Source organism: Streptomyces sp. NPDC003456, assembly GCF_042878735.1.
Lineage (GTDB): Bacteria > Actinomycetota > Actinomycetes > Streptomycetales > Streptomycetaceae > Streptomyces.
Genome location: NZ_JBIAOK010000008.1, coordinates 1 through 26129, shown reverse-complemented (window position 1 = coordinate 26129; position 26129 = coordinate 1). Strand labels below are relative to the sequence as shown.

Genomic DNA, 26129 nt, shown 5'->3' with positions numbered 1-26129 from the left:
GTGACGGTTGAGGCGTGGCGGGTCGGTGACGACGGCTGAGGCGTGCCGGGCCCCGGCCACGGTGGCCGAGGGCCCGGCAGGCCCGGGCCGCCGCGGGGGCGTACCGCGTCGTTTGGGCTGATGTCAGACCCAGGACCTAGTCTGTGCACCGTGACTTCGCCTGCATCGACGGACAGCGTTCCGCCCCAGCTCAGCGCGGGGCCGCGTCCCGCTCCGGGGCCGGCCGCCGACGAGGGCCTGGCGCGGCGCCTGCGCGCGCTCGCCTGCACCGCGCCCCTGCACGACCTGGACGCGCGCAAGGCCAACCTCGCGGGTGAGTACTCGGTGTACGGCATGGCGGAGGTCGCCCTCGCGGCCATCGACCTCGTCACCCTCAACATGGACTTCGACACGGGCGCCGACCACGACCAGATCGTCGCCCGCCTCGTCCCGCGCATCGCCGCCCAGGCCCCGCAGCGCCCCGCCGCCGAGCACGAGCGGGTGGCCCGCTGGGTCCTGGAGAACCTGATCAACGTCGGCAGCGTCGACCGCGGATTCCGCGCCGTGTACGGCACGTTCGGCGCGGACGGCACGTACGTGCGGCGCGACTACGACTTCAAGCTGATCGAGGAGGTCCCCGGCCCCGGCGGCCAGGTCTACCTCCGGACCACGGACGAGGCGGTCAACGTCCTCGTCGGCGCCCTCGACACCGACGTCACGAGCGCGCAGATCGCCGCCGAGGTCAAGCTGGAGGTGCTGATCAGCCGCGGCCGGCTCGCCGACGCCCAGCTCGCGGCCGAACAGGCCCGCTACCGGACCGTGCAGTACTCCGAGACGCTGCGCCGCGCCCTGGACGCCACCCGGCGCAACGTCCGCGCGGTCGACTGGCTCGCCGCCGTGCCCGACATGATCGCCGAGGCCCTGGAGCACGTGGCAGACCGCTACCGGCACGAGAACGCGATCCTCACCAACATCCGCAAGGCGCGCGACGAGTCCGAGGACCCGGAGAACAAGCGCCGCGCCGCCGAGCTGGTCGACATCGTCAAGGACTGCATCCGGCGCCACACCCAGCTGCAGTCCCGGCTGCTGGAGGCCGGGCCCCTCTTCCGCGCCGAGCAGGACCGGCAGGCCTTCGCCGCCCCCAGGGCCGCCTCGGGGACAGACCTCTACGGGCATGTGCTCTCGCCGGTGCTGCCCCTGCCGCTGGAGCAGGCCGTGCGCGTCACGGACGCCTTCTTCGGCCGGGGCACCGGGCTGCGGACGCCGGTGTCCGTCCGCGTCACCGACCTCGTCGACATACTGCTCACACCGCCCGTCGAGCGGGAGCACCTCGGCGCCGAGATGCCCGAGCCCGACCTCATCGCCACCCCGGACGACAGCCGGTTCAGCGAGGAGCAGATGGCGGCGGCGCAGCAGCTGCTCGACCTGCCGGCCGACGCACCGCGCCGCCTCTCGGGACTGCTGGCCGAGGCCCGCCGCCGGGACCCCGAGCTGCCCTACCTCGTCGCGCTGCTGGCCGTGCACGCGGCCAGCCCGCCGGTCGGCACGGCCTACCGGCAGGGCGAGCAGAAGCTGCTGTTCGCCGTCGACGACGGCACCGAGCTGGAGGACGAGGAGTTCGGGGGCGCCGACCTGATCGTCGGCACCGCGCTGCTGGACGCGGCGGGCATGGCGGCGGACCGGACGGAGGCCGCCTGATGCCCGGACCGACGAGCCGCCGAGGGGCCGCCCCGTCGTCCCGGGAGGCCCGGCCCCTCCCGCACCCCCCGGTGCCGGGGAACGGCGCCCGCACGTACGTCATGAGGATCGAGGAGTTCACGCCGTGAGCGAGCACGTCGAGTGGAGTGAGCCGGAAGGCCCGGCCCCCGCGGCCACCGCCGCCGTCACCCCCGCCGATGCCGCCGACGCGGCCCGGCTGGTGTCCTTCGGGCTGCAGCCCAAGCTCCAGCCCGCCCGCGACCAGGAGTACGCGGACCTGCTGCGGCGCTACCGGGAGGACCCGCCGTTCGCCCGGCTCGCCGACGCCGTGGCGACCGGGCTCGGGCTCATCGTGCTGGAGGTCTCCCCGCGCGCCGGCATGGCCGTGACCGCGGCCGAGGACTCCGTGTTCGCCGTCCGCATGGGCGACTACGCGCGTCGCACCTCCGCCGACGGCGGCGACCGGTTCCTGCACGGACTGGCCCACCTCGCCGTCGCCGCCCTGGCGTTCCCGCGCCCCGAGGACCTCTCCGACGACGGCTACATCGGCCGCGTCACGGTCAACGGCGTCGACGCCTTCGTGCGCCAGGCCTGCCACCGGCTGGAGGAACGCGCCGCCGAGCAGGGCGAGAACACCGACCCGGTCACCGACGCGCCCGGCCTGGAGGCCGCCTGGCGGATCTGGGTGCGGCGCAGCGCGACCGGCGCCACCAAGGACGCCCGCCGGCTCGCCGGTTCCACCACCGGCATCGTCGCCAAGGCCGTCGCCTTCCTCACCGACTCGGGCTTCCTCCAGCGCACCGGCGACGACAACGGCGGCACCTACCGCACCACCGCCCGCTACCAGCTCCAGGTCCGCGACCTGGCCGGCAGCGCCGCCCTGGCCGAGCTGCTGGAGCTGGGCGTCGTCCCCGTCACCGACGGCACCCCGACGCTGCTGCCCCCCGAGGAGGGCGACGACCTGGAGCTGGTCGCCGACGCCGGACTGCCCTTCCACTCCTCCTGACCGCCACCCGCTCACCCCCCGCCCCACGAAGACTTACGAGAGTCCGCCATGTACGAGCTGTCCCGGGTCCGCCTCTACTCCATCGGGCCCGCCGGCGCACGGTACGCCGACACCGTGCTCGACCTGCGGGGCGTGGGCGACGTCGTGCCCGACCCCGCGCCCACGCAGGCGGAGTTCTTCGAGGACGAGCCCGTCGGCCCGCCGCGCCGGCCGGCCCCCGCGGGCGTGCTCTTCCTGGAGAACGGCGGCGGCAAGTCGGTGCTGCTCAAGTTGATCTTCTCCGTGATGCTGCCGGGCCACCGCAACACCCTGGGCGGCGCCAGCTCCGGCGTGCTGCGCAAGTTCCTGCTCGCCGACGACTGCGGGCACGTCGCGCTGGAGTGGCAGCACGTACTGACCGGCGAGTGCGTCGTCGTCGGCAAGGTCAGCGAGTGGCGCGGACGGCAGGTCTCCAACGACCCGCGCAAGTTCGCCGAAGCCTGGTACTCCTTCCGGCCCGGACCCGGACTGAGCCTGGACAACCTGCCCGTCGCCGAGTCCACCGCCGTGCGTGCCCCCGTCGAAGGCCAGTCGGGCGCGCGCGGGCGGCGCCGCACGATGAAGGGGTTCCGCGACGCCCTCACCGAGGCCGGCAAGACCTACCCGCACCTGGAGGTGCACTGGGAGGAGATCCACGACCGCTGGATCGAGCACCTCGGCGACCTCGGCCTCGACCCCGAACTCTTCCGCTACCAGCGGGAGATGAACGCCGACGAGGGCGAGGCCGCCGGCCTCTTCGCGGTGAAGAAGGACGCCGACTTCACCGACCTGCTGCTGCGCGCGGTCACCGACACCCGCGACACCGACGGGCTGGCCGACCTGGTCAGCGGCTTCGGCAACAAGCTCGGCCGGCGCTCCGAGCTGATGGCCGAACGCGACTTCACCGCCGGGTCGGTCGACCTGCTCGGGCGGATCGTCGAGGCCGCCGACGCCCGCGCACGCGCACGCGACGTCCACACCGGCGCCGAGCGCCGCACCCGGACCCTGGCCCGCAGGCTGTCCGCCCGCGGCGTGCGGGAGCGGGCCCGCGCCGCCGACCTGGCCCAGCGCGTCACGGCCGCCGCGTACGCCGTCACGCACGCCGAGTCCGCCCGCGAGCGCAGCGCCCTCGTCTCCGCCGAACTCGCCTACCGGCACGCCTCCCTGGCGCTCGCCGCGGCCGAGAAGTCCGCCGCCGCGCAGAAGCGCGAACTCGCCGACGCCCGCACCCTGTACGCGGCGTGGCAGGCCGCCGAGGCCGTCCTGCGCCACCGCGCGGCCTCCGACCGCGCCGCCCGCGTGTCCGCCGCGATCCAGGAGGCCGAGCGGGACGCCGCCCCGGCGCTGGCCGCCCGCGCCAAGGCGGCCGTCGACCTCGTACGGGCCCTGCACGCGGCCGCCGAGAGCGCCGAGAGCCTCGCCAACGAGGAGGAGGAGCGCTCCGCGGCCCTCCAGGAGGTCAGCGACGCGGCCTACCGCGACTCCACCGCCGCCGCCACCCAGGCCCAGCGGGCCCGCAGCGAGATCGGGCACCTCAAGCAGCGCCTCGCCGAGGTCGAGCAGGAGACCGCGGAAGCGGTCCGGGCCGGCTGGCTCGACGACAGCGCCCCAGACGCCGACCCCGCCCGCGCGGCCCTCGCCGCCAGCGACGCCGAGAAGAGCGCCGTCGAAGCCTGGGACTCCGCCCGCGAGGCCGCCCGCCGCGCCGCCGAGCACGCCCGCGAGGCCGCCGCCGGCGAGTCCCGCGCGGAACTGACCGCGGCCCGCGCGGCCGACGCGGCCACCGCGGCGGAGCGGTCCTACGACGCCGAGCGCCGCACCGCCGAGGCGCTGGCCGGCGAGGTGCGGCTCGCCGAACTGCTGGGCCTGGCCCCCGAGCCCCGCCCCGGCATCCCGCAGCCCCGCCACGGCGCCGACCAGGAGCCCGCCCCGCCCGCCGCCTCCGGCGAACAGGGCCTCACCGCGGAGGAACTGGACCGCTGCGCCGACGACCTGCGCGCCCTCCTCGACGACGCCGTCTCCTCCGCCGAACGGCAGCTGTTCGACCTGCGGACCGCTGCCGCCGACGACGCCCGCATCCTCGGCGCCCTCGGTGACGGCGGGCTGCTGCCGCCGGGCCCCGACGTGCTCGCCACGGTCGAGTTCCTCGGCGAGCACGGCATCCCCGCCCTGCCCGGCTGGCGCTACCTCGCCCAGGCCGTCGACCCCGCCGACCACGCCCGTGTCCTGGCCGCCCGGCCGGAACTGGTCGACGGCGTGATCATCACCGATCCCGGCTCCCACGCCCGTGCCCGGGAGGCCCTCGGCGACGCCGCGCTGCTGCCGAGGTCCGCCGTGGCCGTCGGCACGGCCGCCGCCCTGCTCGCCCCGACGCCCGCCCCGGACACCGACGACGGCGGCGTGTTCCTCGTCCCGCCGAACCCCGCCATGCACGACGAGCACGCCGCCGACGAGGAACGCCAGGCGCTGCGCGCCCGTGCGGCCGAGCGCGACCAGGAGATCCGCAGCCTCGCCGCCCGGCTCGGCAAGGACCGCGAACTGGCCGCCCGGCTCGCCTCCTGGCGCACCGGCTGCCCGTCCGGCCGGCTGGCCGAACTGGCCCGGGCGGCACACGACGCCCGTGCCTTCGCCGAGGAGTCGGAGGCCGAGCTCGCCGAGGCGCGCGCGGTGCGGGCCGAGGCCGACGAGGCCGCCGCGGAGGCCGCGCACGTGCGGGACGAACGGCAGGAGGCCGCCCAGAAGGCCCGCCGCTCCGCCGACGCCCTCGCCGGCCTCGCTTTCCGGCTCCGCGAGCGCGCCGGCTGGCAGGTGAAACTGCGGGAACTCGCCGACGAGGCGGCCGAGTCGGAGGCCGGCGCCCAGGCCTGCCTGGAGCGGGCGAGGGCCGCCGACGAGGACCGGCGCGGCGCCCAGCGCGCCGCCGACGACGCCCGCCGCACCGCCCGCGCCCTGCGCGCCGAGCGCGCCGAGATCGCCGGCGCCCCGGACGACGTGCCCGAGGACGACGCGCAGCCCTCGAAGAGCTCCCTGCCCGCCCTGCGCGAGGCCTACCGGGCCGCCTCCCAGGTGTACGAGAAGGTCGGCGTCGGGGCGGACCTGCGGGCCGAGCAGGCCCGCGCCGAGAGCGACGAGAGCGCCGCCCGCGCCGAGCTGGACCGGCTCAGCAACAAGGTCCGCACCCGCGCGGAGCAGCTCCTGGCGTCACCCGACGGCTCCGACGGACCCAGCCGCCAGGCCGCCGCCGCCCGTGCCGAGGAGCTGGTGCAGCTCCTGGAGACCCGGATGTCCACCGCGAGCGAGCAGCTCGGGCGGCTGCGCGGAGAGGCCGAGCGCCTCGCCCCGGAGGACGGCGACACCCACACCGACCTGCCCGAGGAGCTCCAGCCGCGCGACGCCGAGCACGCACAGGCGCTGCTGCGCACCGCGACGGCCGAACTGGCCTCCCGCACCGAGGCGCTGAGCCAGGCGCGCGAGGCCCACGCCGAGCTCCTCGACGCCCACCGCGCCGCCGAGGACGCGGCGAGCGGCTTCGACGAGATCGCCGCCATGCTCCGCGACCTGCTGCGCGAGCACGGCACCGACGAGGAGCAGGAGGAGACGGAGCCGTACCCGGGCAGCCCCGAGGAGGCCCGGCAGTCCGCCGCCGAGGCCCGCCGCTCGCTGCGCGGCTGCGCCGCCGACCTGTCGGCCGCCGAGGCCGCGCTCCGCGAGGCCGGTGACGTCCTCGTCCGGCACGCCAACTCCACGCGCTTCGAGCAGGTCCGCACCCCGGCCCGCCAGCAGATCCGCGAACTGCCCGCCTCCGCGCTGCCCGAGCACGCCCAGAAGTGGGCGGACGCCTTCGCGCCCCGGCTGCGGGTCCTCACCGACGAGCTGGAGCAGCTGGAGCGCAACCGCGACTCGATCGTGGACCGGCTGCGCGGACTGGTCGAGTCGGCCCTGGCCACCCTGCGCTCGGCCCAGCGGCTCTCCCGGCTGCCGGAGGGACTGGGGGAGTGGTCGGGGCAGGAGTTCCTCCGCATCCGCTTCGAGGAGCCCGACCAGGCCACCCTCACCGAGCGGCTGGGCGAGGTCATCGACGAGGCGACCCGTTCCGCCGTGAAGAAGAACTCCGACCTGCGACGCGACGGCATGTCCCTGCTGCTGCGGGGCGTCGCCGCAGCTCTCCAGCCCAAGGGCGTCGCCGTCGAGATCCTCAAGCCGGACGCGGTGCTGCGCGCCGAGCGTGTCCCCGTCGGGCAGATGGGCGACGTCTTCTCCGGCGGCCAGCTGCTCACCGCCGCCATCGCCCTGTACTGCACGATGGCCGCGCTGCGTTCGAACGACCGCGGCCGCGACAAGCACCGGCACGCGGGCACGCTGTTCCTCGACAACCCGATCGGGCGGGCCAACGCCACTTACCTGCTGGAGCTCCAGCGCGCCGTGTCCGACGCCCTCGGTGTGCAGCTGCTCTACACCACGGGCCTGTTCGACACGACCGCGCTGGCGGAGTTCCCGCTGGTCATCCGGATGCGCAACGACGCCGACCTCAGGGCGGGCCTGAAATACATCAGCGTGGAAGAGCACCTGCGCCCGGGCCTGCCGCAGCAGCCCCAGGCGGGCGAGGCGGTCCACAGCGAGATCACCGCGACCAGGATGTACAAGCGCCCGGCGTCCGCGACGTCCTAGCAGTCCCGGGGCGACGGCGCGGCCGGCCGCTCACACCGGTCACGCCGTCGAGGCCCGGCCTCGCGTGGAGCGGGACGCCGGGCCCGGCGCGCCCCTCGGGGCGCGCCTCGGTTCACGAATGCGACAACTGCCCGGCCGCGCCACGGCGGCGTATCCGGCCCTGCGCCCGCTCGGTGACGCGCGCCTGGCGCCGGGCCCGGCGCCGCTCCCGCCGCAGCGCGCGTGCCGTACTGCTGGGCGCGGAGACCACGCCGTGGCGCTGGTTCCAGACCTGGCGCGTCACCCACACGTCGAGCGCGCCCCAGGTGGCCACGATCGTGCTGACCACGCTGCTGATGACCATGGGGAAGGCAAGCCAGGAGCCGGCCATCGTGCACAGGAACGCCACCATGGCCTGAAGCAGCGTCACGGCTATGAGGAGCACCGCCCGGACGGCCGCCGTGCGGACGGGATCCGGCAACCTGCGCCGCCGTGCCGACTCCTCGACCCACAGCGGCCGGTAGGACAGCTGCTCGCGTGCTTCCCGGCCCCTCCCGGGACCCGCGCCGGCACCGGAACGGGTGCCGGGTGTCGCCGCCGGCGCCGCCGCGACCGGATCGTCGCGATCGATCAGCCCGGGGTCCCGATGCCCCGTCACCTGCGCCCTTGCGACCTCGGGCGCCTCGCGCCGTTCCGCCGTGCCCATCACCGTGTCACTCCCCACCGCCGGCAGCCCTCTCATCCGCATCCGAAGACACGTACTCCCCAGTGGCTGCCCGGCTTGCGCTGTATTACGCCGCCCAGGTGCGGGATGCGGCTCCTGTGGCCGATTCCGCCCCCATTTCCCACAGAGAAGGACGAACGACCCGTCCCGAAGATTCCCGATACCGAAAAATTCCGGCCAACCACCGTGGCCGGGCACGGAGATGGCCCGCACCGTCACCACCGGTTCCGGGGAGACAACTCCCGCAATGCCCGGACAACTGCCCATCTTGCGCGCCCGGCGTGGAACTTCGGCCTCCGGTCGGGTCTTCGAGTTCCCCGCGCGTCGGTAGTAGGCTCGCGCCGTTTGTTGACGCACACGTGTACCCCCGGTAGCCCCGGGGGCCGAGCTGGGGGAGGCCATGCGCTTTCGCGGGAAGTCCATCCGCCGGAAGATCGTGGCGCTGCTTCTCGTGCCGCTGGTGTCCCTGACCGCGATCTGGGCCTTCGCCACGGTCCTCACCGGACGTGAGGCGAGCGACCTGTTCCACGTGTCGACCGTGGTGGAGAAGATCGGGTATCCGATCGAGGACACCGTCCGCGTCCTGCAGGAGGAACGTCGCCAGACCCTGGTCCACCTCGCCGACCCCCGCGCCTCCGACGGGCTCGCCGCCCTGCGGCGCAGCCGCACCGCCACCGACGAGGCCGTCGCCGGCATCCGCGGCAACGCCCGCGACCCGGAGGTGCGCGACGCGATGGGCGAGGACACCCGCGAGCGGCTGACCGCGGTGCTGGACGCCTTCGCGGGCATCGAGTCGCTGCGCCGCAGCGTCGAGGACGGCACGGTCGACCGCGCGCAGGCCCTCGACCTCTACAACCGGCTGGTCGACCCCTGCTACGTCCTGCTGACCAACCTGCACGTCGTCGACAACACCGAACTGGACAAGCAGTACCGCGCCCTGGTCAACCTCGCCCGCGCCCGCGAACTGCTCGCCCGCGAGGACGCGTTGCTCGGCTCCGCCCTCGTCGTCGGAAGGATCTCCCGCTCCGAAGGGCGCGACATCTCCGACCTCGTCGCCCAGCGCACCCTGATGTACGACGTCAACCTCCAGCTGCTGCCCGTAGCCGAACGCGACCGCTACGAACGCTTCTGGAAGAACGCCTCCTCGGCCCCGCTGCGGGTCGCCGAGGAGGCCGCCCTCAACTCCGGCCCCGGTACGCCCCGCGGCGTCACCGCCAGGAGCTGGGACAGCGCGGCCGGCAACCTGCTGGACGAGCTCGCCACGCTCAACGACCGGGCCAACGACCGCTATCAGGACCGGGTGCATCCGGTGGCCGTGGGCGTCATCGCCAAGGTCGTCGTCGCGGGCGCGCTCGGCCTGATCGCCCTGCTGCTCTCCCTGTTCCTGTCGGTGCGTGTCGGCCGCTCCCTCATCCGCGACCTGCGGCAGCTCCGCCTGGAGGCGCACGAGGCCTCCGGCGTGCGCCTGCCCAGCGTGATGCGCCGCCTGTCCGCGGGCGAACAGGTCGACGTCGAGACCGAAGTGCCGCGCCTGGAGTACGACAAGAACGAGATGGGCGAGGTCGGCCAGGCCCTCAACACCCTCCAGCGCGCCGCCGTCGAGGCCGCCGTCAAGCAGGCCGAACTGCGCGCCGGCGTCTCCGAGGTGTTCGTCAACCTCGCCCGCCGCAGCCAGGTCCTGCTGCACAAGCAGCTCACCCTGCTCGACGCGATGGAGCGCCGCACCGAGGACACCGAGGAACTCGCCGACCTCTTCCGCCTGGACCACCTGACGACCCGTATGCGGCGGCACGCCGAGGGCCTCGTGATCCTCTCCGGCGCCGCGCCCTCCCGCCAGTGGCGCAAGCCCGTCCAGCTCATGGACATCGTCCGCGCCGCCGTCGCCGAGGTGGAGGACTACGAGCGCATCGAGGTCCGCCGCCTGCCGCGCATCGCCGTCACCGGCCCGGCCGTCGCCGACCTCACGCACCTGGTCGCCGAACTCCTGGAGAACGCCACGGTGTTCTCCCCGCCGCACACCGCCGTGCAGGTCGTCGGCGAACGCGTCGCCAACGGCTTCACCCTGGAGATCCACGACCGCGGCCTCGGCATGGCCGCCGAGGCACTCCTGGACGCCAACCTCCGGCTCGCCGAGACACCCGAGTTCGAGCTGTCCGACACCGACCGGCTCGGCCTGTTCGTGGTCAGCCGCCTCGCCCAGCGGCAGAACGTCCGCGTCTCCCTGCAGCCGTCCCCGTACGGCGGTACCACCGCCGTCGTGTTCATCCCCGACGCGCTGCTGACGGACGACGTGCCGGACACCAACGGCCTCGGGTTCCGGCTCGACCGCCCCCGGTTCGCCCCGGACAGCGAGCCGCAGGACGCGCGGCGCACGGCCCTGTCCCCGGCCTCCGCGCAACGCCCCGGCCTGCCCACCTCCTTGCTGGACGGGCCCATCGAGCTGGAGGCGCCCGTCGACCTGGAGTCCTTCCCCGGCGCCCTGGACGACGAGGACGGCGAAGAAGGAGGCCTCTTCCGGCCCCGCCGCCATTCCCTCGTCCGGGCCGAGGACGACCTGGGGGGCCGGGCCGCCGACGGCCGCGCGGCACGCGAGCGCACGGACGCCGACGACGCGCTGAGCGGCCCCGTCCCGCTGTCCCGCCGCCGCACCCCCAAGCTGGTCAGTTCCCACGGCCGTCCGGTCACCGACCAGCGCTCCCGGCGCACCGGGCCCGACGAGGAGGAGACCGACGCGGGCCTGACGGACATCGGGGCGGGGCGCCAGGACTCCGAGACGGGCCGTAGGGACGCCGGGGCGGTCCGCAAGGGCTCCGGCCCGGTCCGCAAGGGCGCCGGGGCCGCCTCCGCGCTGCCGAGCCGCCGCCGCACGGACGTGCCGGCGAGCGGCCTGCCCGCAGACCGTCCCGGACCCGCGACGGCCCTGCCCGCGCGGCGCCGCACCGACGACCCGGCGGCGCCCGCCGGCCCGCGCGGCGAGGCGCGGCCGGACGCACCGCCGCCCCTGCCCGCCCGCCGCCGGGGCGCGGACGCGGCACGCCGCGGCATCGGCGCGGCGGCCCGCGGTGAGGAACCCGCCGCGACACCGGCTCCGCCCTCCGGCGACCGCCCCGAACCGTCCGCCCTGCCCAAGCGCGCCCGCCGCCCGGAGACCGCCGCGCCCGGGAGGGACCACGCCCCCGGCGCGAGCGGCGCCTCCGGCGCGGGGCACGCTCCGGGTACGGGGGACACCACAGGCGACGGCGGCGCCCCCGGCGGCTTTCCCGGCAGAGCCGACGCCGCGGGCGCCGGTGACGCCACCGCCACGGGTGACGCCACCGCCGCGGGTGACGCCACCACCACGCCCCTGCCCCGCCGCGTCCGGCAGGCCAGCCTCGCCCCGCAGCTCAAGCGGAGCGCCGAGCCGCGCGCGGAGGACGGAGCCGGGCCCCCCGAGCGGGACGCCGAGGAAGTACGCAGCCGCATGGCCTCGCTCCAGCGCGGCTGGCAGCGCGGCCGCCGGGAGAACGCCGCGGACGGCACCGACCACAGCGGCACAGCACCACAAGGAACGACAGAGGGGGACGGTCGATGACCGCACCGAAGCCGACCGGCCACACCGCGACCGACAAGGGCGAGCTGAACTGGCTCCTCGACGACCTCGTGGACCGCGTCGCGAGCATCCGCAAGGCACTCGTCCTGTCCGGCGACGGACTGCCGACCGGAGTCTCCAAGGACCTCACCCGCGAGGACAGCGAGCACCTGGCGGCCGTGGCCTCCGGGTTCCACAGCCTCGCCAAGGGCGTGGGGCGTCACTTCGAGGCCGGCAGCGTCCGCCAGACGGTCGTCGAACTGGACGACGCCTTCCTGTTCGTGACCGCCGCCGGCGACGGCAGCTGCCTGGCCGTCCTCTCGGACGCCGACTCGGACGTCGGCCAGGTCGCCTACGAGATGACGCTCCTCGTCAAGCGCGTGGGCGTGCATCTGGGCGCCGCGCCACGCACCGATCTGCCCGCAGGCGGGTAGTGGGATGACATGAACGCTGACGGTCAGGGAACACACCACTGGTTCGACGACGAGGCCGGACCGGTCGTCCGCCCGTACGCCATGACCCGCGGCCGCACCAGCAGCCAGGGCCAGCACCGCTTGGACCTGATCGCGGTCGTGGTGGCGGAGCCGCACGCGGACGACCCGGAAGCCGACCACATGCTCTCCCCGGAGCACGTGGACATCGTCGAACTGTGCCGTGAGGACCCGCAGTCCGTCGCCGAACTCGCAGCGGAACTCGACCTGCCGATCGGGGTCGTACGGGTCCTCGTCGGAGACCTCGTGGACGCGGAGTTCGTGCACGTGAACCGTCCCGTGCCCCCGGCCGAGCTGCCGGACGAGAGCGTCCTGCGCGACGTGATCAACGGCTTGCGGGCCCTGTGAGCACGCGGCGGCCGCACGGCGCCGCCGGCACCCCCCGGGCAGCGGCCGCCACGGCCCGCCGCCCGACCCCATCGAGCTGGAGAGAAGAGCGATGATCTTCGGGCGTTCTGAGCGCGGCAAGCCCCAGGTCGAGCCCGTCACGCTCAAGATCCTGGTGGCCGGCGGCTTCGGCGTGGGCAAGACCACGCTCGTCGGCGCGGTGAGCGAGATCAGACCGCTGCGCACCGAGGAGCTGCTCACCGAGGCCGGGCGCCCGGTGGACGACGTCAGCGGCGTGGAGGACAAGCACACCACGACCGTGGCCATGGACTTCGGCCGCATCACCCTGCGCGAGGACCTCGTGCTGTACCTGTTCGGCACGCCCGGTCAGGAGCGGTTCTGGTTCATGTGGGACGAGCTGTCCGAGGGCGCGCTCGGTGCCGTCGTCCTGGCCGACACCCGCCGCCTGGAGGACTGCTTCGCCGCGGTCGACTACTTCGAACGGCGCTCCATCCCCTTCCTCGTCGGCGTCAACTGCTTCGAGGGCGCACCCCGGTACCCGGCCGAGGACGTCCGCGCGGCCCTCGACCTGGACGACGGCGTACCGCTGCTCATGTGCGACGCCCGCGACCGGGAATCGGTCAAGGAGACCCTCATCGGCGTCGTCCAGCACGCGATGGCCCGGGCCGCCGAGCACCGCCGGGCCGTCACCACCTGACGGTCACCCGGCTCAGCCACGCGGCAGGATCCGGAAGCCGTGACCGCCGACGCGGGTGCGTGACCGGCGGCGGCGGGGGCCACGCGCGCACGGCGGGGGCCACGCGCGCGTGGACCGGCGGCTAGTCGTCCTCGCCCTCCTCCCAGCCGAAGCTCTTCTCCACGGCCTTGCGCCAGTTGTGGTACTCGCGGTCCCGCACGGAAGAATCCATGGACGGCGTCCACTCGACGTCCTTCTGCCAGTGCGCCTTCAGTTCGTCCAGGTCGTTCCACACGCCCGTGGCCAGGCCGGCCGCGTAGGCCGCCCCCAGACAGGTCGTCTCGGAGACCTTGGGCCGCACCACCGGCACGTCCAGCACGTCGGCCTGATGCTGCATCAGCAGGTTGTTCTTCGTCATGCCGCCGTCGACCTTGAGGGTGGTGATCTGCACCCCGGAGTCCTGGTACATGGCGTCCACGACCTCGCGCGTCTGCCAGCTCGTCGCCTCCAGCACCGCCCGCGCCAGGTGCGCCTTGGTCACGTACCGGGTCAGCCCGGTGACCACACCCCGCGCGTCGGAACGCCAGTACGGCGCGAACAGCCCGGAGAACGCCGGGACGATGTACGCCCCGCCGTTGTCCTCCACGCTCGCCGCCAGGGGCTCGATCTCGTCGGCGGTGCGGATGATGCCGAGCTGGTCGCGGAACCACTGCACCAGCGCGCCCGTGATCGCGATCGAGCCCTCCAGGCAGTACACCGGTGCCTCACTGCCGATCTTGTACCCCATGGTCGTCAGCAGGCCGCTCTTCGACGCGACCGGGCGGTTGCCGGTGTTCAGCAGCAGGAAGCTGCCCGTGCCGTAGGTGTTCTTCGCGGTGCCCACGTCGTAGCAGGCCTGGCCGAACACCGCGGCCTGCTGGTCGCCGAGCGCGGAGGCCACGGGCACCCCGGACAGCTGGCCCACGGCCGTGCCGTACACCTCGGCGGAGGAGCGGATCTCCGGCAGCATCGCCTCCGGGATGTTCATCGCCGAGAGGATCGAGGAGTCCCACTGCAGGGTCTCCAGGTTCATCAGCATGGTGCGCCCGGCGTTGGTCACGTCGGTCACGTGCTGCCCGCCGTCCGTGCCGCCGGTGAGGTTCCAGATCAGCCAGGAGTCCATGGTGCCGAAGGCGATCTCCCCGCGCTCGGCCCGCGCCCGCAGGTCGGGCACGTTGTCCAGCAGCCAGGCCGCCTTGGGCCCGGAGAAGTAGGTCGCCAGCGGCAGCCCGGTCTGCTCGCGGAAGCGGTCCTGCCCGTCCGAGCCGCCCAGCTGTTTGCACAGGGCCGCCGTCCGGGTGTCCTGCCAGACGACGGCGTTGTGCACCGGCTTGCCCGTGGTGCGGTCCCACAGGAGCGTCGTCTCGCGCTGGTTGGTGATGCCCATGGCGCTCAACTGGTCGGCCCGCAGCCCGGCCTTGGCCAGCGCCCCGGCCACGACCGCCTGTGTCTTGGACCAGATCTCGGTGGCGTCGTGCTCCACCCAGCCCGGTTTGGGGAAGATCTGCCGGTGCTCGCGCTGGTCCACGGCGACGATGGCGCCGTCCTCGTTGAAGACGATGCAGCGGCTCGACGTGGTGCCCTGGTCGATGGCTGCGACGTACTTCGCGGCGTTGTCCGTCATGGCTACCTCTCGGGCTGGTTCAGAAGGCTGCGTTGTAGATGACGCCACCCAGCAGTCCGCCGATCACCGGGCCGACGACCGGGATCCACGAGTAGCCCCAGTCGGACGTGCCCTTGTTCGGGATCGGGAGGATGGAGTGGATGATGCGGGGGCCCAGGTCGCGCGCCGGGTTGATGGCGTAGCCGGTGGGACCGCCCAGGGAGAGGCCGATGCCGACGACCAGGAAGGCGACCAGCAGGATCGAGATGCCGGACCCGTAGATGCCGTCGGACTCACCCACGATCTGCCCGATGCCGATGCCCTCGACGTGCCGGTTGCTGCCCACCAGGGCCAGCAGCGGCAGCACCAGGGCGATCGTCGCGAGGATCTCGGTCATCAGGTTGGCGACCGGGTTACGGATCTCGGGGATCGTGGAGAAGATGCCGAGCGTCGGGACCGGTTCGTCGACCGTGCCCTCGGTGGTGCCGCCCTTGCGCGTGTTCGCCTGGAACTGGGCGAAGTACACCAGGTAGGCCAGGACGGCGCCGAGCATGGCCCCGGCCATCTGCCCCAGGATGTAGATCCACACCTTGTCCCACACGCCCGTGTCCACGGCCAGGCCCAGGGTGACGGCGGGATTCAGATGCCCCCCGGACAGCGGGGCGGCGGTGTACGCGCCGGCCAGCACGGCGAAACCCCAGCCGAACGCGATCACGATCCACCCGGAGGCCCGGGCCTTCGAGAACCTGAGGGTGACGGCTGCACACACGCCGGCACCGAACAGGATGAGGATCGCCGTGCCGATCAACTCGCCGAAGAAGATGTCTCCGTTACTCATGGCGGCTCCTAGGCCGTGACCCGGGACGGAGCGCCCCGGGCCTCACGTGCAGGGTGCGTTTCCCATGGCTACTTCCGCCGGAGGCAGGGAGATCCCGCGCCCCGCCCGGCATCCGTGACGAGCGTGCCGTCGCAGTCGAACCGCCCGTGGGGGAAGGGGCCTTGACGCTGGCGCACCACGCGCCGCCGTGCCGGATTACGCCGCCTTTGGACGGCGATGTCGACTGACACCGGAAGTGTTCACCGGCACCGGAAGGGCGTCAAGGTCGCCGACCGCATCGGTGACGGCCGACCGACGGCCACCGGGCGCCAGCCGGGCCGAGCGGCCGGTCGTCGGCCTGGGCGGTGCCCGGTCGGGACAATGTTCAGATCTGTTCGCAGGTCGTGCTGTCGCGGCTGTGGGGTCCGCACGGCCCTGGCTGGACCGAGCGGCTCTGTCACGGTGTCCGGCCACGGCCGAGCGCCGCCGCTGGCGACTCCCAGCCCCACCGACTCGTCGCTTGCTCAGCTCCAGCTTCCACCTGACCAGCAGGTTTCTCAACCGCACGAGGCAGAGCGGTACGAGCCAGGGAGGCCGCCCGCCGACCCGACCGCAGCGAGGCACCCCTCGCCCCGGGGGCGCGCCCTTCCCCGGACCCGTGATCGGCCACGGGCGTCACCCGGCTCGCCGGCCGTTTCCGTGCCCCTGCTTCCCACCGCCGGCCGCACCCTGGTAGACGCAAGGGCCATGACACGACTCACCACCGTGACACGCGCCCTCGTCACCGCCGCCGCGGCCCTGCTGGCGGCCACCGCCGCCACCGCCCCGGCCCAGGCCCGGCCCGAACCGCGGGCACCGAGGGACTTCGTCGCGCTCCGCAGCGTGGACCCGACCATCCTCCAGGAGATGCGCTACGCCACCGCGCACAACTTCGTGGGCGAGCGCATCGACGGCTACCGCCGGCCCCTGTGCGTCCTCACCCGCCCCGCGGCCGAAGCCCTCCGCACCGCGCAGCGCACGCTGCTGCGCCAGGGCTACAGCCTCAAGGTCTACGACTGCTACCGGCCCCAGCGCGCGGTCGACCACTTCGTCCGCTGGGCCGAGGACCTCGACGACGAGGCCATGAAGGGCGAGTTCTACCCGAACGTCGACAAGAGCCGTCTGTTCGCCGACGGCTACATCGCGAAGAAATCCGGCCACAGTCGCGGATCCACCCTCGACGTCACCCTCGTCCGGCTGCCCGCGAAACCGACCCGGCCCTACCGCCCCGGCGAACCCCTCGTCCCGTGCGTCGCACCGCAGGGCGAGCGCTTCCCCGACACTTCCGTCGACATGGGCACCGGCTTCGACTGCTTCGACACCCTCTCGCACACCCTCGACCCGCGCGTCCAGGGCCCGCAGCGCGCCAACCGGCTGCTGCTCAAGTCCACCCTGGAGGGCGCCGGCTTCGTGAACCTGGCCGAGGAGTGGTGGCACTACACCTTCAAGCCCGAGCCGTACCCCGACACCTACTTCGACTTCCCCGTGTCCGCGACAGCGCTCTCCGGGGGCCGTTGAGCCGCCCGCCCGCAACGCCCTCTCCGTGATCGGCTACAGTCCGCCGCGTGTCCGAAACTCATGCCTCCGTTCCCAACTCCGCGCCGGACTCCCACTGTTCGAGCTGCGGCGCGCCCTACGGAGAGGGCGTCTCCGGCTGGCCCCGCACCTGCCCGGCGTGCGGTGCCGTCGCCTACCGCAATCCGCTCCCCGTGGCGGTGGCCCTCCAGCCCGTGTACGACACCCAGGGCACCGCCCTGGTCGTCATCACGCGGACCGTCGCCCCCGCGCGCGGGGGCATCGCCCTGCCCGGCGGCTTCGTCGACCACCGGGAGGACTGGCGGCTCGCCGTCGTCCGCGAGCTCAAGGAGGAGACGGGCATCGACGCGGCCGGCCGCGACGTGCGGCTCGCCGACGCGATGAGCTCACCCGACGGCCACCTCCTGCTGTTCGGCCTCCTCCCCGAACGCCCCGTGGAAGGACTGCCGGTCTCCACCGCCACGGACGAGACGGAGGGCTGGCACCTCCTGCGCCGCCCCCAGGAACTGGCCTTCCCCCTGCACACCGTGGCGGTACGCGCCTGGTTCGAAGGCCGCTACTGACCTCACCGGCCCCCGGCCCCGCGCAGCCGCACCGGGAAGGGCGGCTCACCCCCGCCCTCCTCGCCCTCCCGCTCGACGACCACCCGCTCGCCGGCCCACCGCGCGCTGTAGCGCTGGATCTCCGGCTCGTCCCACCCCTCGCCCCCGTCCGGCACGACCGGCCCACCGCCGGTCCGCCCCCGGGCGGGCGCCCACACCTCCAGCTCCAGCCCACCGTCCTCCCCCCGCACCGGCAGCACGGCACCCGCGCGCGCGAGCACCGGGATCCGCGACAGCGGCGCGTCGATGAGCACCTGCCCCGGCCCCTCGTATGCCTCCTCGGTCACCACGTCGTACCAGCGCCCGCGCGGCAGCCGCACCACGCGCCGGTCCGCGCCCGGCTCCAGCACCGGAGCCACCAGCAGGGCGTCACCCAGCAGGAAGGCGTCCCCGCAGTCCCGCAGAGCCCGCTCCTCCGGCGCGCTCCACCACAGAGGCCGCACATAGGGCGCACCGGTACGCCGGGCCAGATGCGCCAGCGTCACGAAGTACGGCAGCAGCCGGCGCCGCTCCAGCAGCGCCGCGCGCGCGTGCTCCAGCACCTCGGGGCCGAACTCCCACGGCTCCCGCCGCCCCGCCCCCGGGCCCGCCCGGGTGCGGAACAGCGGCAGCCAGGCGCCCAGCTGGAACCACCGCAGATACAGCTCCGGCGACGGCTCCCCGGCGGCACCCCCGATGTCCGGCCCCGAGTGGGGAACACCGCACAGCCCCAGCCCCATCACCAGCGCCACGGACGCGCGCAGCCCGGGCCAGCCGGTGGCCACGTCCCCCGACCACGTACCGCCGTAGCGCTGCATCCCCGCCCAGCCGGACCGGGAGAACAGGAACGGCCGCTCGTCGGGGGCCAGCCTCAGCAGCCCCTCGAAGCCCGCCCTGGCCATGCACAGGGCGTACACGTTGTGCGCCTCGCGATGATCGCCGCCCCGCCCCTCCAGGAAGTGACGCGCCGACCGCGGCAGCGTCGTCTCCCCGAAGGCGGCGAACGAGGTCGGCTCGTTCCTGTCGTGCCAGAAGCCCGAGAACCCCTGCGCGAGCCGCGCCTCGTACAGCCCGCCCCACCACTCCCGCACACGCGGGTGCGTGAAGTCCGGGAACACCGCCTCCCCGGACCCCGCGACCCCCTCCACCACCCGGCCGGCCACGTCCTTCACGAACACGTCCCGGGCCGTGCCCGCGTCGTACACGGCGTCGCCGGGCCGGGCCCTGACGGCCGGATCGACGACCGACACCAGCCGGACGCCGTCCCGGCGCAGCTCCTCGGCCAGCAGGGGCAGCTTCGGGAAGCGGTCCTGGTCCACGGTGAACGCCTGGTGGGCGTCCGGATGATCGACGTCCAGGTGCACGGCGTCCAGCGGCAACCCGCGCTCCACATGGTCCGCGACGACCCGCCGCAGCTCCTCCTCGCTGCCGCACCCCCACCGCGCGTGATGGTGGCCCAGCGCCCACGCCGGCGGCAGCGCGGGCGCTCCCGTGAGCGACGCCCAGGCGAGCAGCACGCGCGCGGGGGTGCCCGCCATGACCCAGCAGCGCAACGGGCCGCCCTCCGCCCGCCACTCGCTGCTCCCGGCCCGGTCGTGCCCCGACCCCTCGCCCTCCTCGCCCTGCCGCAGGGTGACCGTGCCGTCCCACGCGTTGTCGTGGAACACCAGGTGCGTCCCGCCGTCGGCCACCACCAGCTGCACCGGCATCGTCAGGTACAGCGGGTCGTCGCCCGGCGCGAACGCCCGGCCCGGATCCGTGTTCCACAACCGGTACCTGCCGTCGGGCAGCCGCGGCCCGGCCGCGCGCCCGCCCAGCCCGAAGAACCGGGCGTCGGCGGGCACCTCCGACCGCTGCGCCCAGCGCCCCGGGCCACCGCCGACCGGTTCCCACCAGCGCGGTGGCAGGTCCCGCCGCAGCAGCACGCCGCCGGGCGTCTGCACCTCCACCGCCCCGTGCCGCGAGACCACGACCGTCACCCGCTCGGCCACCACCCGCCAGCCGCCGTCCGTGTCCGGCTCCAGCACCGCCCGCGGGTCCGGCTCCGGGCACCGGCCGGCCAACGCGTACGACGGCTCCGGCCCCGCCCCGTCCCAGCCGAGGAAGACGGCCCCGTTGACCGCCACCAGGACCCGCAGCTCCGACCGGGCGAACCGGACGACACCGCCCCCGGGCCCCGGCTCCACGTGCCGCACGGTCCCGGGCACCCGCGCCCGCTCCGCCCCCCGCGGCGGCAGCCCGGTGGCGTCGGCCCGCCGCCTGCGCCACGCTGCCCGTACGGTACGCACACCCTGCGCCGCCCCCACCGAAGCCACCGCTCTCACCGAACGCACCAGGTCACGACCGTTCATGCTGCTCACCCTGCCACTGACGGCCCCGCGCGGGCGTGTCGTTCAACTGCCGTTCACCCGTGCCAAGACCACATCTTCACGACACGGACTATGTGGGGCGCACCCTGGTGTCGAAGTCGATCACATGGCATTGTCCGTGCCAGCCGCTCACGCGCACACCCCAGCCCGTGCGCGGAGGACGCACACGACGCGCACAGTCCGGGAGCCGACCATGTCGACCGCAAGTCCCCAGCCGCTCTGGCAGCCCGACCCCGAGCGCATCGCCCGGGCACGGATCACCCGGTTCCAGGCCTGGGCCGCCGAACACCACGCCGCCCCCGCCGACGGCGGCTACGCGGCCCTGCAGCGCTGGTCCGTGGAGCAACCGGACACCTTCTGGAAAGCCGTCACGGAGTGGTTCGACGTCCGCTTCGCCACCCCCTGCACGCGCGTGCTGGGCGACCGCACCATGCCCGGCGCCCAGTGGTTCCCCGGCGCGACCCTCAACTACGCAGAACACGCCCTGCGCGCCGCCGCCACCCGCGCGGACGAACCGGCCCTGCTCCACGTCGACGAGACCCACGAAGCACGCCCCGTGACCTGGGCGGAACTGCGCCGCCAGGTCGGCTCCCTCGCCGCCGAGCTGCGGGCCCTCGGGGTGCGCCCCGGCGACCGCGTCAGCGGCTACCTCCCCAACATCCCGCAGGCCGTCGTCGCCCTGCTGGCCACGGCGGCCGTCGGCGGCGTGTGGACCTCCTGCGCGCCCGACTTCGGCGCCCGCAGCGTCCTCGACCGCTTCCAGCAGGTCGAACCCGTCGTCCTGTTCACCGTCGACGGCTACCGCTACGGCGGCAAGGAGCACGACCGGCGCGAGACCGTCGCCGAACTGCGCGGCGAACTGCCCACCCTGCGGGCCGTCGTCCACATCCCGCTCCTGGGCACCGAGGCACCCGAAGGGGCCCTCGAATGGTCGGCCCTCACCTCGGCCGACACGGAACCCGTCTTCGAGCCGGTCCCCTTCGACCACCCCCTGTGGGTGCTCTACTCCTCCGGCACGACCGGCCTGCCCAAGGCGATCGTCCAGTCCCAGGGCGGCATCCTCGTCGAGCACCTCAAGCAGCTCGGCCTGCACTGCGACCTCGGCCCCGAGGACCGGTTCTTCTGGTACACCTCGACCGGCTGGATGATGTGGAACTTCCTCGTCTCCGGCCTGCTCACCGGCACCACGATCGTCCTGTACGACGGCAGCCCCGGCTACCCGGACACCGGCGCCCAGTGGCGCATCGCCGAACGCACCGGCGCCACCCTCTACGGCACCTCCGCCGCCTACGTCATGGCCTGCCGCAAGGCCGGCGTCCACCCCTCCCGCGACTTCGACCTCTCCGCCGTGCAGTGCGTGGCCACCACCGGCTCGCCCCTGCCGCCCGACGGCTTCCGCTGGCTCCACGACGAGGTCCGCGCCGACCTGTGGATCGCCTCCGTCAGCGGCGGCACCGACGTCTGCTCCTGCTTCGCCGGAGCCGTCCCCACCCTCCCGGTGTACGTCGGCGAGCTCCAGGCGCCCTGCCTCGGCACCGACCTGCAGTCCTGGGACCCCAGCGGCCACCCCCTCATCGACGAGGTCGGCGAACTGGTGGTCACCAACCCCATGCCGTCCATGCCCATCCACTTCTGGAACGACCCCGACGGCAGCCGCTACCACGACAGCTACTTCGACACCTACCCCGGCGTGTGGCGCCACGGCGACTGGATCACCGTCACCTCACGGGGCTCCGTCGTCATCCACGGCCGCTCCGACTCCACGCTCAACCGCCAGGGCGTCCGCATGGGCTCGGCCGACATCTACGAAGTCGTGGAACGCCTCCCCGAGATCAGGGAATCCCTCGTCATCGGCATCGAACAGCCCGACGGCGGCTACTGGATGCCCCTCTTCGTCCACCTGACACCCGGAGCCGTCCTCGACGAGGACCTCCTGAACCGCATCAAGCGGACCATCCGCGAGCAACTGTCCCCGCGCCACGTCCCCGACGAGATCATCGAGGTGCCGGGCGTCCCGCACACCCTCACCGGCAAACGCATCGAGGTCCCCGTCAAGCGCCTCCTCCAGGGCACCCCGCTGGAGAAGGCCGTCAACCCGGGCTCCATCGACAACCTCGACCTGCTGAGCTTCTACGAGGACATCGCCCGCAAGCGCGCCTGAACCCCTGACGCCGCGGCCTTCGCGGACGCCCCGGTCACTCACCGTCCGGGGCGTCCGCCGAGTGTCCCGGCCGACGTCACCGCGCCGACCAGCCATGACATCCCCTCCCCGCCACAGCCGTCGCCGGACCGACTCCCGTTGTCAGTGCCGCCGGTTACTGTGAGTGAGCATTGATCGACATGCAACAGGGGGAACCATGGCGCACACCGACATCCGGACCATGCGACGCGTCCTGCGCCGCGAGATCGCCGGCACCATCGGCCTGATCACCGACGAACACGACTTCCGCGCCATGCGGCGCTACCGCACCTTCACCTTCGACGACCACGCGGTCTACCTGAAACAGGTCGAGGGCGGCCTGCTCAGGACGCGCGCCCTCCAGGGCAGCCACACCACCGTGGCCCTCTTCGACCCCGAGGAATACGCCGAGTACTGCACCCACAAGGGCCTGGACCCCGACCACCCGTCGAGCCGCACCCGCTTCACCGCCCGGCTCGCGGTCACCGGCCCCACCCTCCCGTACGAGGGCCAGCCACTGGCCGACCTCCTCGCCTCCCTGGTCGACGAGGGAATCCGCCAAGCCACCTGGGAATACGCCACGACCCTCCTCGCCCGCCTCGGCGCCTGCACGGCCTGCGGCGAGGACATCGGACGCGCCGCCTTCACCCGCGCCTCCGACCTGCTGGCCCGCATCCTCGACACGGCCCCGCCCGGAGACCGCCACCTCGTCTGCAGCGTCACCGGACCACCCGAAACCCTCATCGCCGCCCTGCACACCACCCAGGACGGCGACTCCCTCGCCTTCGACGAGACCGAGGCGCTCGAATTCACCACCGTCCTGGCGCTCGGCCTGGCCACCGAGAGCCCCGGCGGCCTCGTCCTGCGCACCAGCGCACCGGACAGGCCCGACCGCGTCTACGGCTGGCGCCTGCGCGAGCACGGACTCCGGCCCCTCACCGCAGGCGAGGTCTTCGACGCCTACTGCACCGACGTCGACACCGGAGACCTCATCTCCCCGGAATCCGACGTCGACTACTGCGCCCCGCCCGACCTGGGCGACGACCCGCCGCCCCACGGACACCAGCACTGAACCCCGACAGGCGGGAGGGGCGAGATAGAGAAAGGGGCGAGCAAGAGATTGGGGGGAGACGCGAAGAGGGGCGCCCGCCTCCGGCGAAGCGCCCCTCCCGGCCGGCCTCGCAGGCCGTCCACGGCCTGCCTACTCGCCGGACAGCACCGCCTGAGCCGCGCTGCGCGCATCCTCCGCGCTGTCCGTCGCCCGGGCCGCCGCGGCGGCCCGCTCGCACTGCGCCAGCGTGTACTTCGCCAGCGTCGCCCGCACATAGGGGATCGACGCCGCACCCATCGACAGAGAGGTGACACCCAGACCGGTCAGCACACACGCGAGCAGCGGATCCGAAGCGGCCTCACCGCAGACGCCGCAGCTCCGGCCCTCGGCCCTGGCCGCCTCGGCGGCCAGCGCCACCAGGTCGAGCAGCGCCGGCTGCCACGGGTCCTGCAGCCGGGAGACCGCCCCCACCTGACGGTCGGCGGCGAAGGTGTACTGCGCGAGGTCGTTCGTCCCCAGCGACAGGAACTCGACCTCCCGCAGGATCGAACGGGCGCGCAGCGCCGCCGACGGGATCTCGACCATCGCGCCGAACTTCGCCCGCAGCCCCGCCTCCCGGCACGCCTCCGCGAACGCCCGGGCGTCGGTGCGGTCCGCCACCATCGGGGCCATGACCTCGAGGTGGACCGGCAGGCCCTCCGCCGCCTTCGCGAGCGCGGTCAGCTGCGTGCGCAGCACCTCCGGGTGGTCGAGCAGCGTCCGCAGACCCCGGACCCCGAGCGCCGGGTTCGGCTCGTCCGCCGGCGTCAGGAAGTCCAGCGGCTTGTCCGCACCCGCGTCGAGCACGCGCACCACGACACGCCCCTCGGGGAACGCCTCCAGCACCTGCCGGTAGGCGGCGACCTGCTTCTCCTCCGTCGGCGCCTGCTTGCTGTCGTCCAAGAACAGGAACTCGGTACGGAACAGACCCACGCCCTCGGCACCGGCCTCGACGGCGGCCTCGACGTCCGAGGGGCCACCCACGTTCGCCAGCAGCGGCACCTTGTGGCCGTCCGCCGTGGCACCCGGGCCGGTCGACGCCGCCAGCGCGGCCTTCCGCTCGGCGGCGGCCGCCTCGAGCTGCGCCTTCTTGTCGTCGCTGGGGTTGACGAAGATCTCGCCGGTGCTGCCGTCCACCGCGATCATCGTGCCCTCGGCCAGCTCACCGGCACCGGGCAGCGCGACCACGGCGGGCACACCGAGGGCCCGGGCCAGGATCGCGCTGTGACTGGTCGGCCCGCCCTCCTCGGTGACGAAGCCCAGCACCAGAGTCGGGTCGAGCAGCGCGGTGTCCGCGGGAGCGAGGTCACGAGCCACCAGCACATACGGCTCGTCACTGTCCGGGACACCCGGCATCGGCACGCCGAGCAGCCGGGCGACGATCCGGTTGCGCACGTCGTCCAGGTCCGCCACGCGCCCGGCGAGGTACTCGCCGGCACCCGCCAGCAGTTCCCGGTACGAGGCGAACGCGTCGTACACCCCGCGTTCGGCCGTGCTGCCCACGGCGATCCGCCGTTCCACATCAGCCATCAGCTCGGGGTCCTGCGCCATCATGGCCTGCGCCTCGAGCACGGCCTGGGCCTCGCCCCCGGCCAGATTGCCCCGCGCCGTCAGGTCGGCCGCCACCGCCTCCACGGCCTTGCGGGCGCGCCCCTGTTCACGCTCCGCCTCCTCGGCCGGAATCTGCTTCGCGGGCGGCTCCAGCACCGCCGTCCCCATGTGCCGAACCTCGCCGATCGCCACACCGTGGCTGACACCGACGCCTCGCAGCGTTGTCTCCATCTCACCCGTCTCCGCTAGTGCGGCGGCTCCCGCCCCCGCGTTGGTTGTCGTACGTGCCGTCCCGGGACGGCCCAGGGTCACTTCCAGAGGAAGAGACTGTCGCCGGCCTTCACATCGCCGTCGTCGCGCAGATCGGAGAGAGCTTCGGCCGTGGCCTCGAGCGCCACGACCGGACAGATGGGGGACTTGCCGGCGGCCTCGACGGCCGCCGGGTCCCAGCGCACGACGGCCTGCCCGCGCCGGACGGTGTCGCCCTTGCTCACGAGCAGTTCGAAGCCCTCACCGTTGAGCTGGACGGTGTCGATGCCGAGATGGGTGAGCACACCGTGCCCGCTCTCGTCGACGACCACGAAGGCGTGCGGATGCAGGGACACGATGACGCCGTCCACGGGGGAGATGGCCTCGGAGGGCTCCCGCACGGGATCGATGGCGGTGCCCGGGCCGACCATGGCCCCGGAGAAGACGGGATCCGGCACGGCTGCCAGCCCGATGGCGCGTCCTGCGAGCGGGGACGTCACGGTGGTCATGGGAAGCCTCCCAGGGGTGGAGATCGGTATGGCCGTCCCTGTAGGTACCGGACGGCACACTGTTCAGCAGCGTATGTCACCTGAAGTGCCGGTTCCGCGTGGGCACTCCGAAGTGGTCTAGACCATACCCCAAAGGGATTTGCATGCGCTCCGCAGCCGCGTGTACAGTCGTACTCCTGCTTGGGGCTGACCGACGCGAGCCCGCGCATCGGCCCGGCAGCAACCAAACTGATCAGATCCCGAACTTGGATCACCTTCTGCATGCCTGCAGGACGGTGGTCAGGGGGCCGGAAAAACACTGATAGAGTTTGGAACAACGAAGGGAAGCGCCCGGAGGAAAGCCCGAGAGGGTGAGTACAAAGGAAGCGACCGTTCCTTGAGAACTCAACAGCGTGCCAAAAGTCAACGCCAG

General features: G+C 73.7%; 17 protein-coding genes. 11 read left to right on the top strand and 6 right to left on the bottom strand.

Annotated features, from left to right (window positions below; translation table 11 throughout):
• Positions 1 to 150 precede the first annotated feature (150 nt).
• From ACFYWG_RS29620 to ACFYWG_RS29610, 3 genes are all read left to right on the top strand, one after another.
• Positions 151 to 1677, top strand: coding sequence for a hypothetical protein (locus ACFYWG_RS29620; protein ID WP_389204202.1), 1527 nt, complete (start codon positions 151 to 153; stop codon positions 1675 to 1677).
• 124 nt (positions 1678 to 1801) lie between these two features.
• The gene (locus tag ACFYWG_RS29615) at positions 1802 to 2683 is read left to right on the top strand and encodes a hypothetical protein (protein WP_376331501.1); all 882 of its coding nucleotides are present in this window, start codon (positions 1802 to 1804) and stop codon (positions 2681 to 2683) included.
• Positions 2684 to 2731: 48 nt separating this feature from the next.
• Positions 2732 to 7369 carry a hypothetical protein gene (locus ACFYWG_RS29610; RefSeq protein ID WP_389204201.1) on the top strand — a complete coding sequence of 1546 codons (4638 nt, stop codon included), beginning with the start codon at positions 2732 to 2734 and terminating at the stop codon, positions 7367 to 7369.
• Positions 7370 to 7481: 112 nt separating this feature from the next.
• On the opposite strand, the gene ACFYWG_RS29605 is transcribed toward ACFYWG_RS29610, so the two are convergent.
• Positions 7482 to 8054 carry a hypothetical protein gene (locus tag ACFYWG_RS29605; RefSeq protein WP_389204200.1) on the bottom strand — a complete coding sequence of 191 codons (573 nt, stop codon included), beginning with the start codon at positions 8052 to 8054 and terminating at the stop codon, positions 7482 to 7484.
• A gap of 418 nt (positions 8055 to 8472) precedes the next feature.
• Between ACFYWG_RS29605 and ACFYWG_RS29600 the strand changes: the two genes are divergently transcribed.
• The 4 genes from ACFYWG_RS29600 (at position 8473) to ACFYWG_RS29585 (ending at position 13176) form a co-directional block, all read left to right on the top strand.
• Positions 8473 to 11643 carry a nitrate- and nitrite sensing domain-containing protein gene (locus tag ACFYWG_RS29600; RefSeq protein ID WP_389204199.1) on the top strand — a complete coding sequence of 1057 codons (3171 nt, stop codon included), beginning with the start codon at positions 8473 to 8475 and terminating at the stop codon, positions 11641 to 11643.
• A complete protein-coding gene (locus ACFYWG_RS29595) occupies positions 11640 to 12074 on the top strand; it encodes a roadblock/LC7 domain-containing protein (protein WP_376334880.1) in 435 nt (144 codons plus the stop codon). Before ACFYWG_RS29600 ends, ACFYWG_RS29595 begins: the two co-directional genes overlap by 4 nt.
• Positions 12075 to 12083: 9 nt before the next feature.
• Entirely contained in the window at positions 12084 to 12479 is a 396-nt protein-coding gene (locus ACFYWG_RS29590; RefSeq protein ID WP_376334882.1) for a DUF742 domain-containing protein, read from the top strand.
• 91 nt (positions 12480 to 12570) lie between these two features.
• Complete coding sequence (locus ACFYWG_RS29585; RefSeq protein WP_389204198.1) at positions 12571 to 13176, top strand: ATP/GTP-binding protein; 606 nt, start codon at positions 12571 to 12573, stop codon at positions 13174 to 13176.
• Between the two features lie 121 nt (positions 13177 to 13297).
• Here the strand turns inward: ACFYWG_RS29585 and glpK are convergent, their stop codons facing one another.
• Both glpK and ACFYWG_RS29575 read right to left on the bottom strand, forming a co-directional pair.
• Positions 13298 to 14818: a glycerol kinase GlpK gene (glpK, locus tag ACFYWG_RS29580; protein WP_376334886.1), complete on the bottom strand. Its 1521-nt coding sequence runs from the start codon at positions 14816 to 14818 to the stop codon at positions 13298 to 13300.
• Between the two features lie 19 nt (positions 14819 to 14837).
• A complete protein-coding gene (locus ACFYWG_RS29575) occupies positions 14838 to 15635 on the bottom strand; it encodes an MIP/aquaporin family protein (protein WP_389204197.1) in 798 nt (265 codons plus the stop codon).
• A 726-nt stretch (positions 15636 to 16361) separates the two neighbouring features.
• Here ACFYWG_RS29575 and ACFYWG_RS29570 point away from each other — a divergent pair.
• Together ACFYWG_RS29570 and ACFYWG_RS29565 are read left to right on the top strand one after the other, a co-directional pair.
• Positions 16362 to 17171 carry a M15 family metallopeptidase gene (locus tag ACFYWG_RS29570; RefSeq protein WP_389204196.1) on the top strand — a complete coding sequence of 270 codons (810 nt, stop codon included), beginning with the start codon at positions 16362 to 16364 and terminating at the stop codon, positions 17169 to 17171.
• A gap of 47 nt (positions 17172 to 17218) precedes the next feature.
• On the top strand, positions 17219 to 17752 hold the full coding sequence (locus tag ACFYWG_RS29565) for an NUDIX domain-containing protein (protein ID WP_389204195.1): 534 nt from the start codon (positions 17219 to 17221) through the stop codon (positions 17750 to 17752).
• A 2-nt stretch (positions 17753 to 17754) separates the two neighbouring features.
• Here the strand turns inward: ACFYWG_RS29565 and ACFYWG_RS29560 are convergent, their stop codons facing one another.
• Positions 17755 to 20121 (bottom strand): glycoside hydrolase family 31 protein, encoded by a 2367-nt coding sequence (locus ACFYWG_RS29560; protein ID WP_389204194.1) that lies wholly within the window; start codon positions 20119 to 20121, stop codon positions 17755 to 17757.
• Positions 20122 to 20332: 211 nt separating this feature from the next.
• Between ACFYWG_RS29560 and ACFYWG_RS29555 the strand changes: the two genes are divergently transcribed.
• Positions 20333 to 22300: an acetoacetate--CoA ligase gene (locus ACFYWG_RS29555; protein ID WP_389204193.1), complete on the top strand. Its 1968-nt coding sequence runs from the start codon at positions 20333 to 20335 to the stop codon at positions 22298 to 22300.
• Between the two features lie 196 nt (positions 22301 to 22496).
• A complete protein-coding gene (locus ACFYWG_RS29550) occupies positions 22497 to 23390 on the top strand; it encodes a hypothetical protein (RefSeq protein WP_389204192.1) in 894 nt (297 codons plus the stop codon).
• Between the two features lie 129 nt (positions 23391 to 23519).
• On the opposite strand, the gene ptsP is transcribed toward ACFYWG_RS29550, so the two are convergent.
• Positions 23520 to 25190 (bottom strand): phosphoenolpyruvate--protein phosphotransferase, encoded by a 1671-nt coding sequence (gene ptsP / locus ACFYWG_RS29545; RefSeq protein ID WP_389204191.1) that lies wholly within the window; start codon positions 25188 to 25190, stop codon positions 23520 to 23522.
• Positions 25191 to 25267: 77 nt separating this feature from the next.
• Positions 25268 to 25717, bottom strand: coding sequence for a PTS glucose transporter subunit IIA (locus tag ACFYWG_RS29540; RefSeq protein ID WP_376334901.1), 450 nt, complete (start codon positions 25715 to 25717; stop codon positions 25268 to 25270).
• Positions 25718 to 26129: the final 412 nt, after the last annotated feature.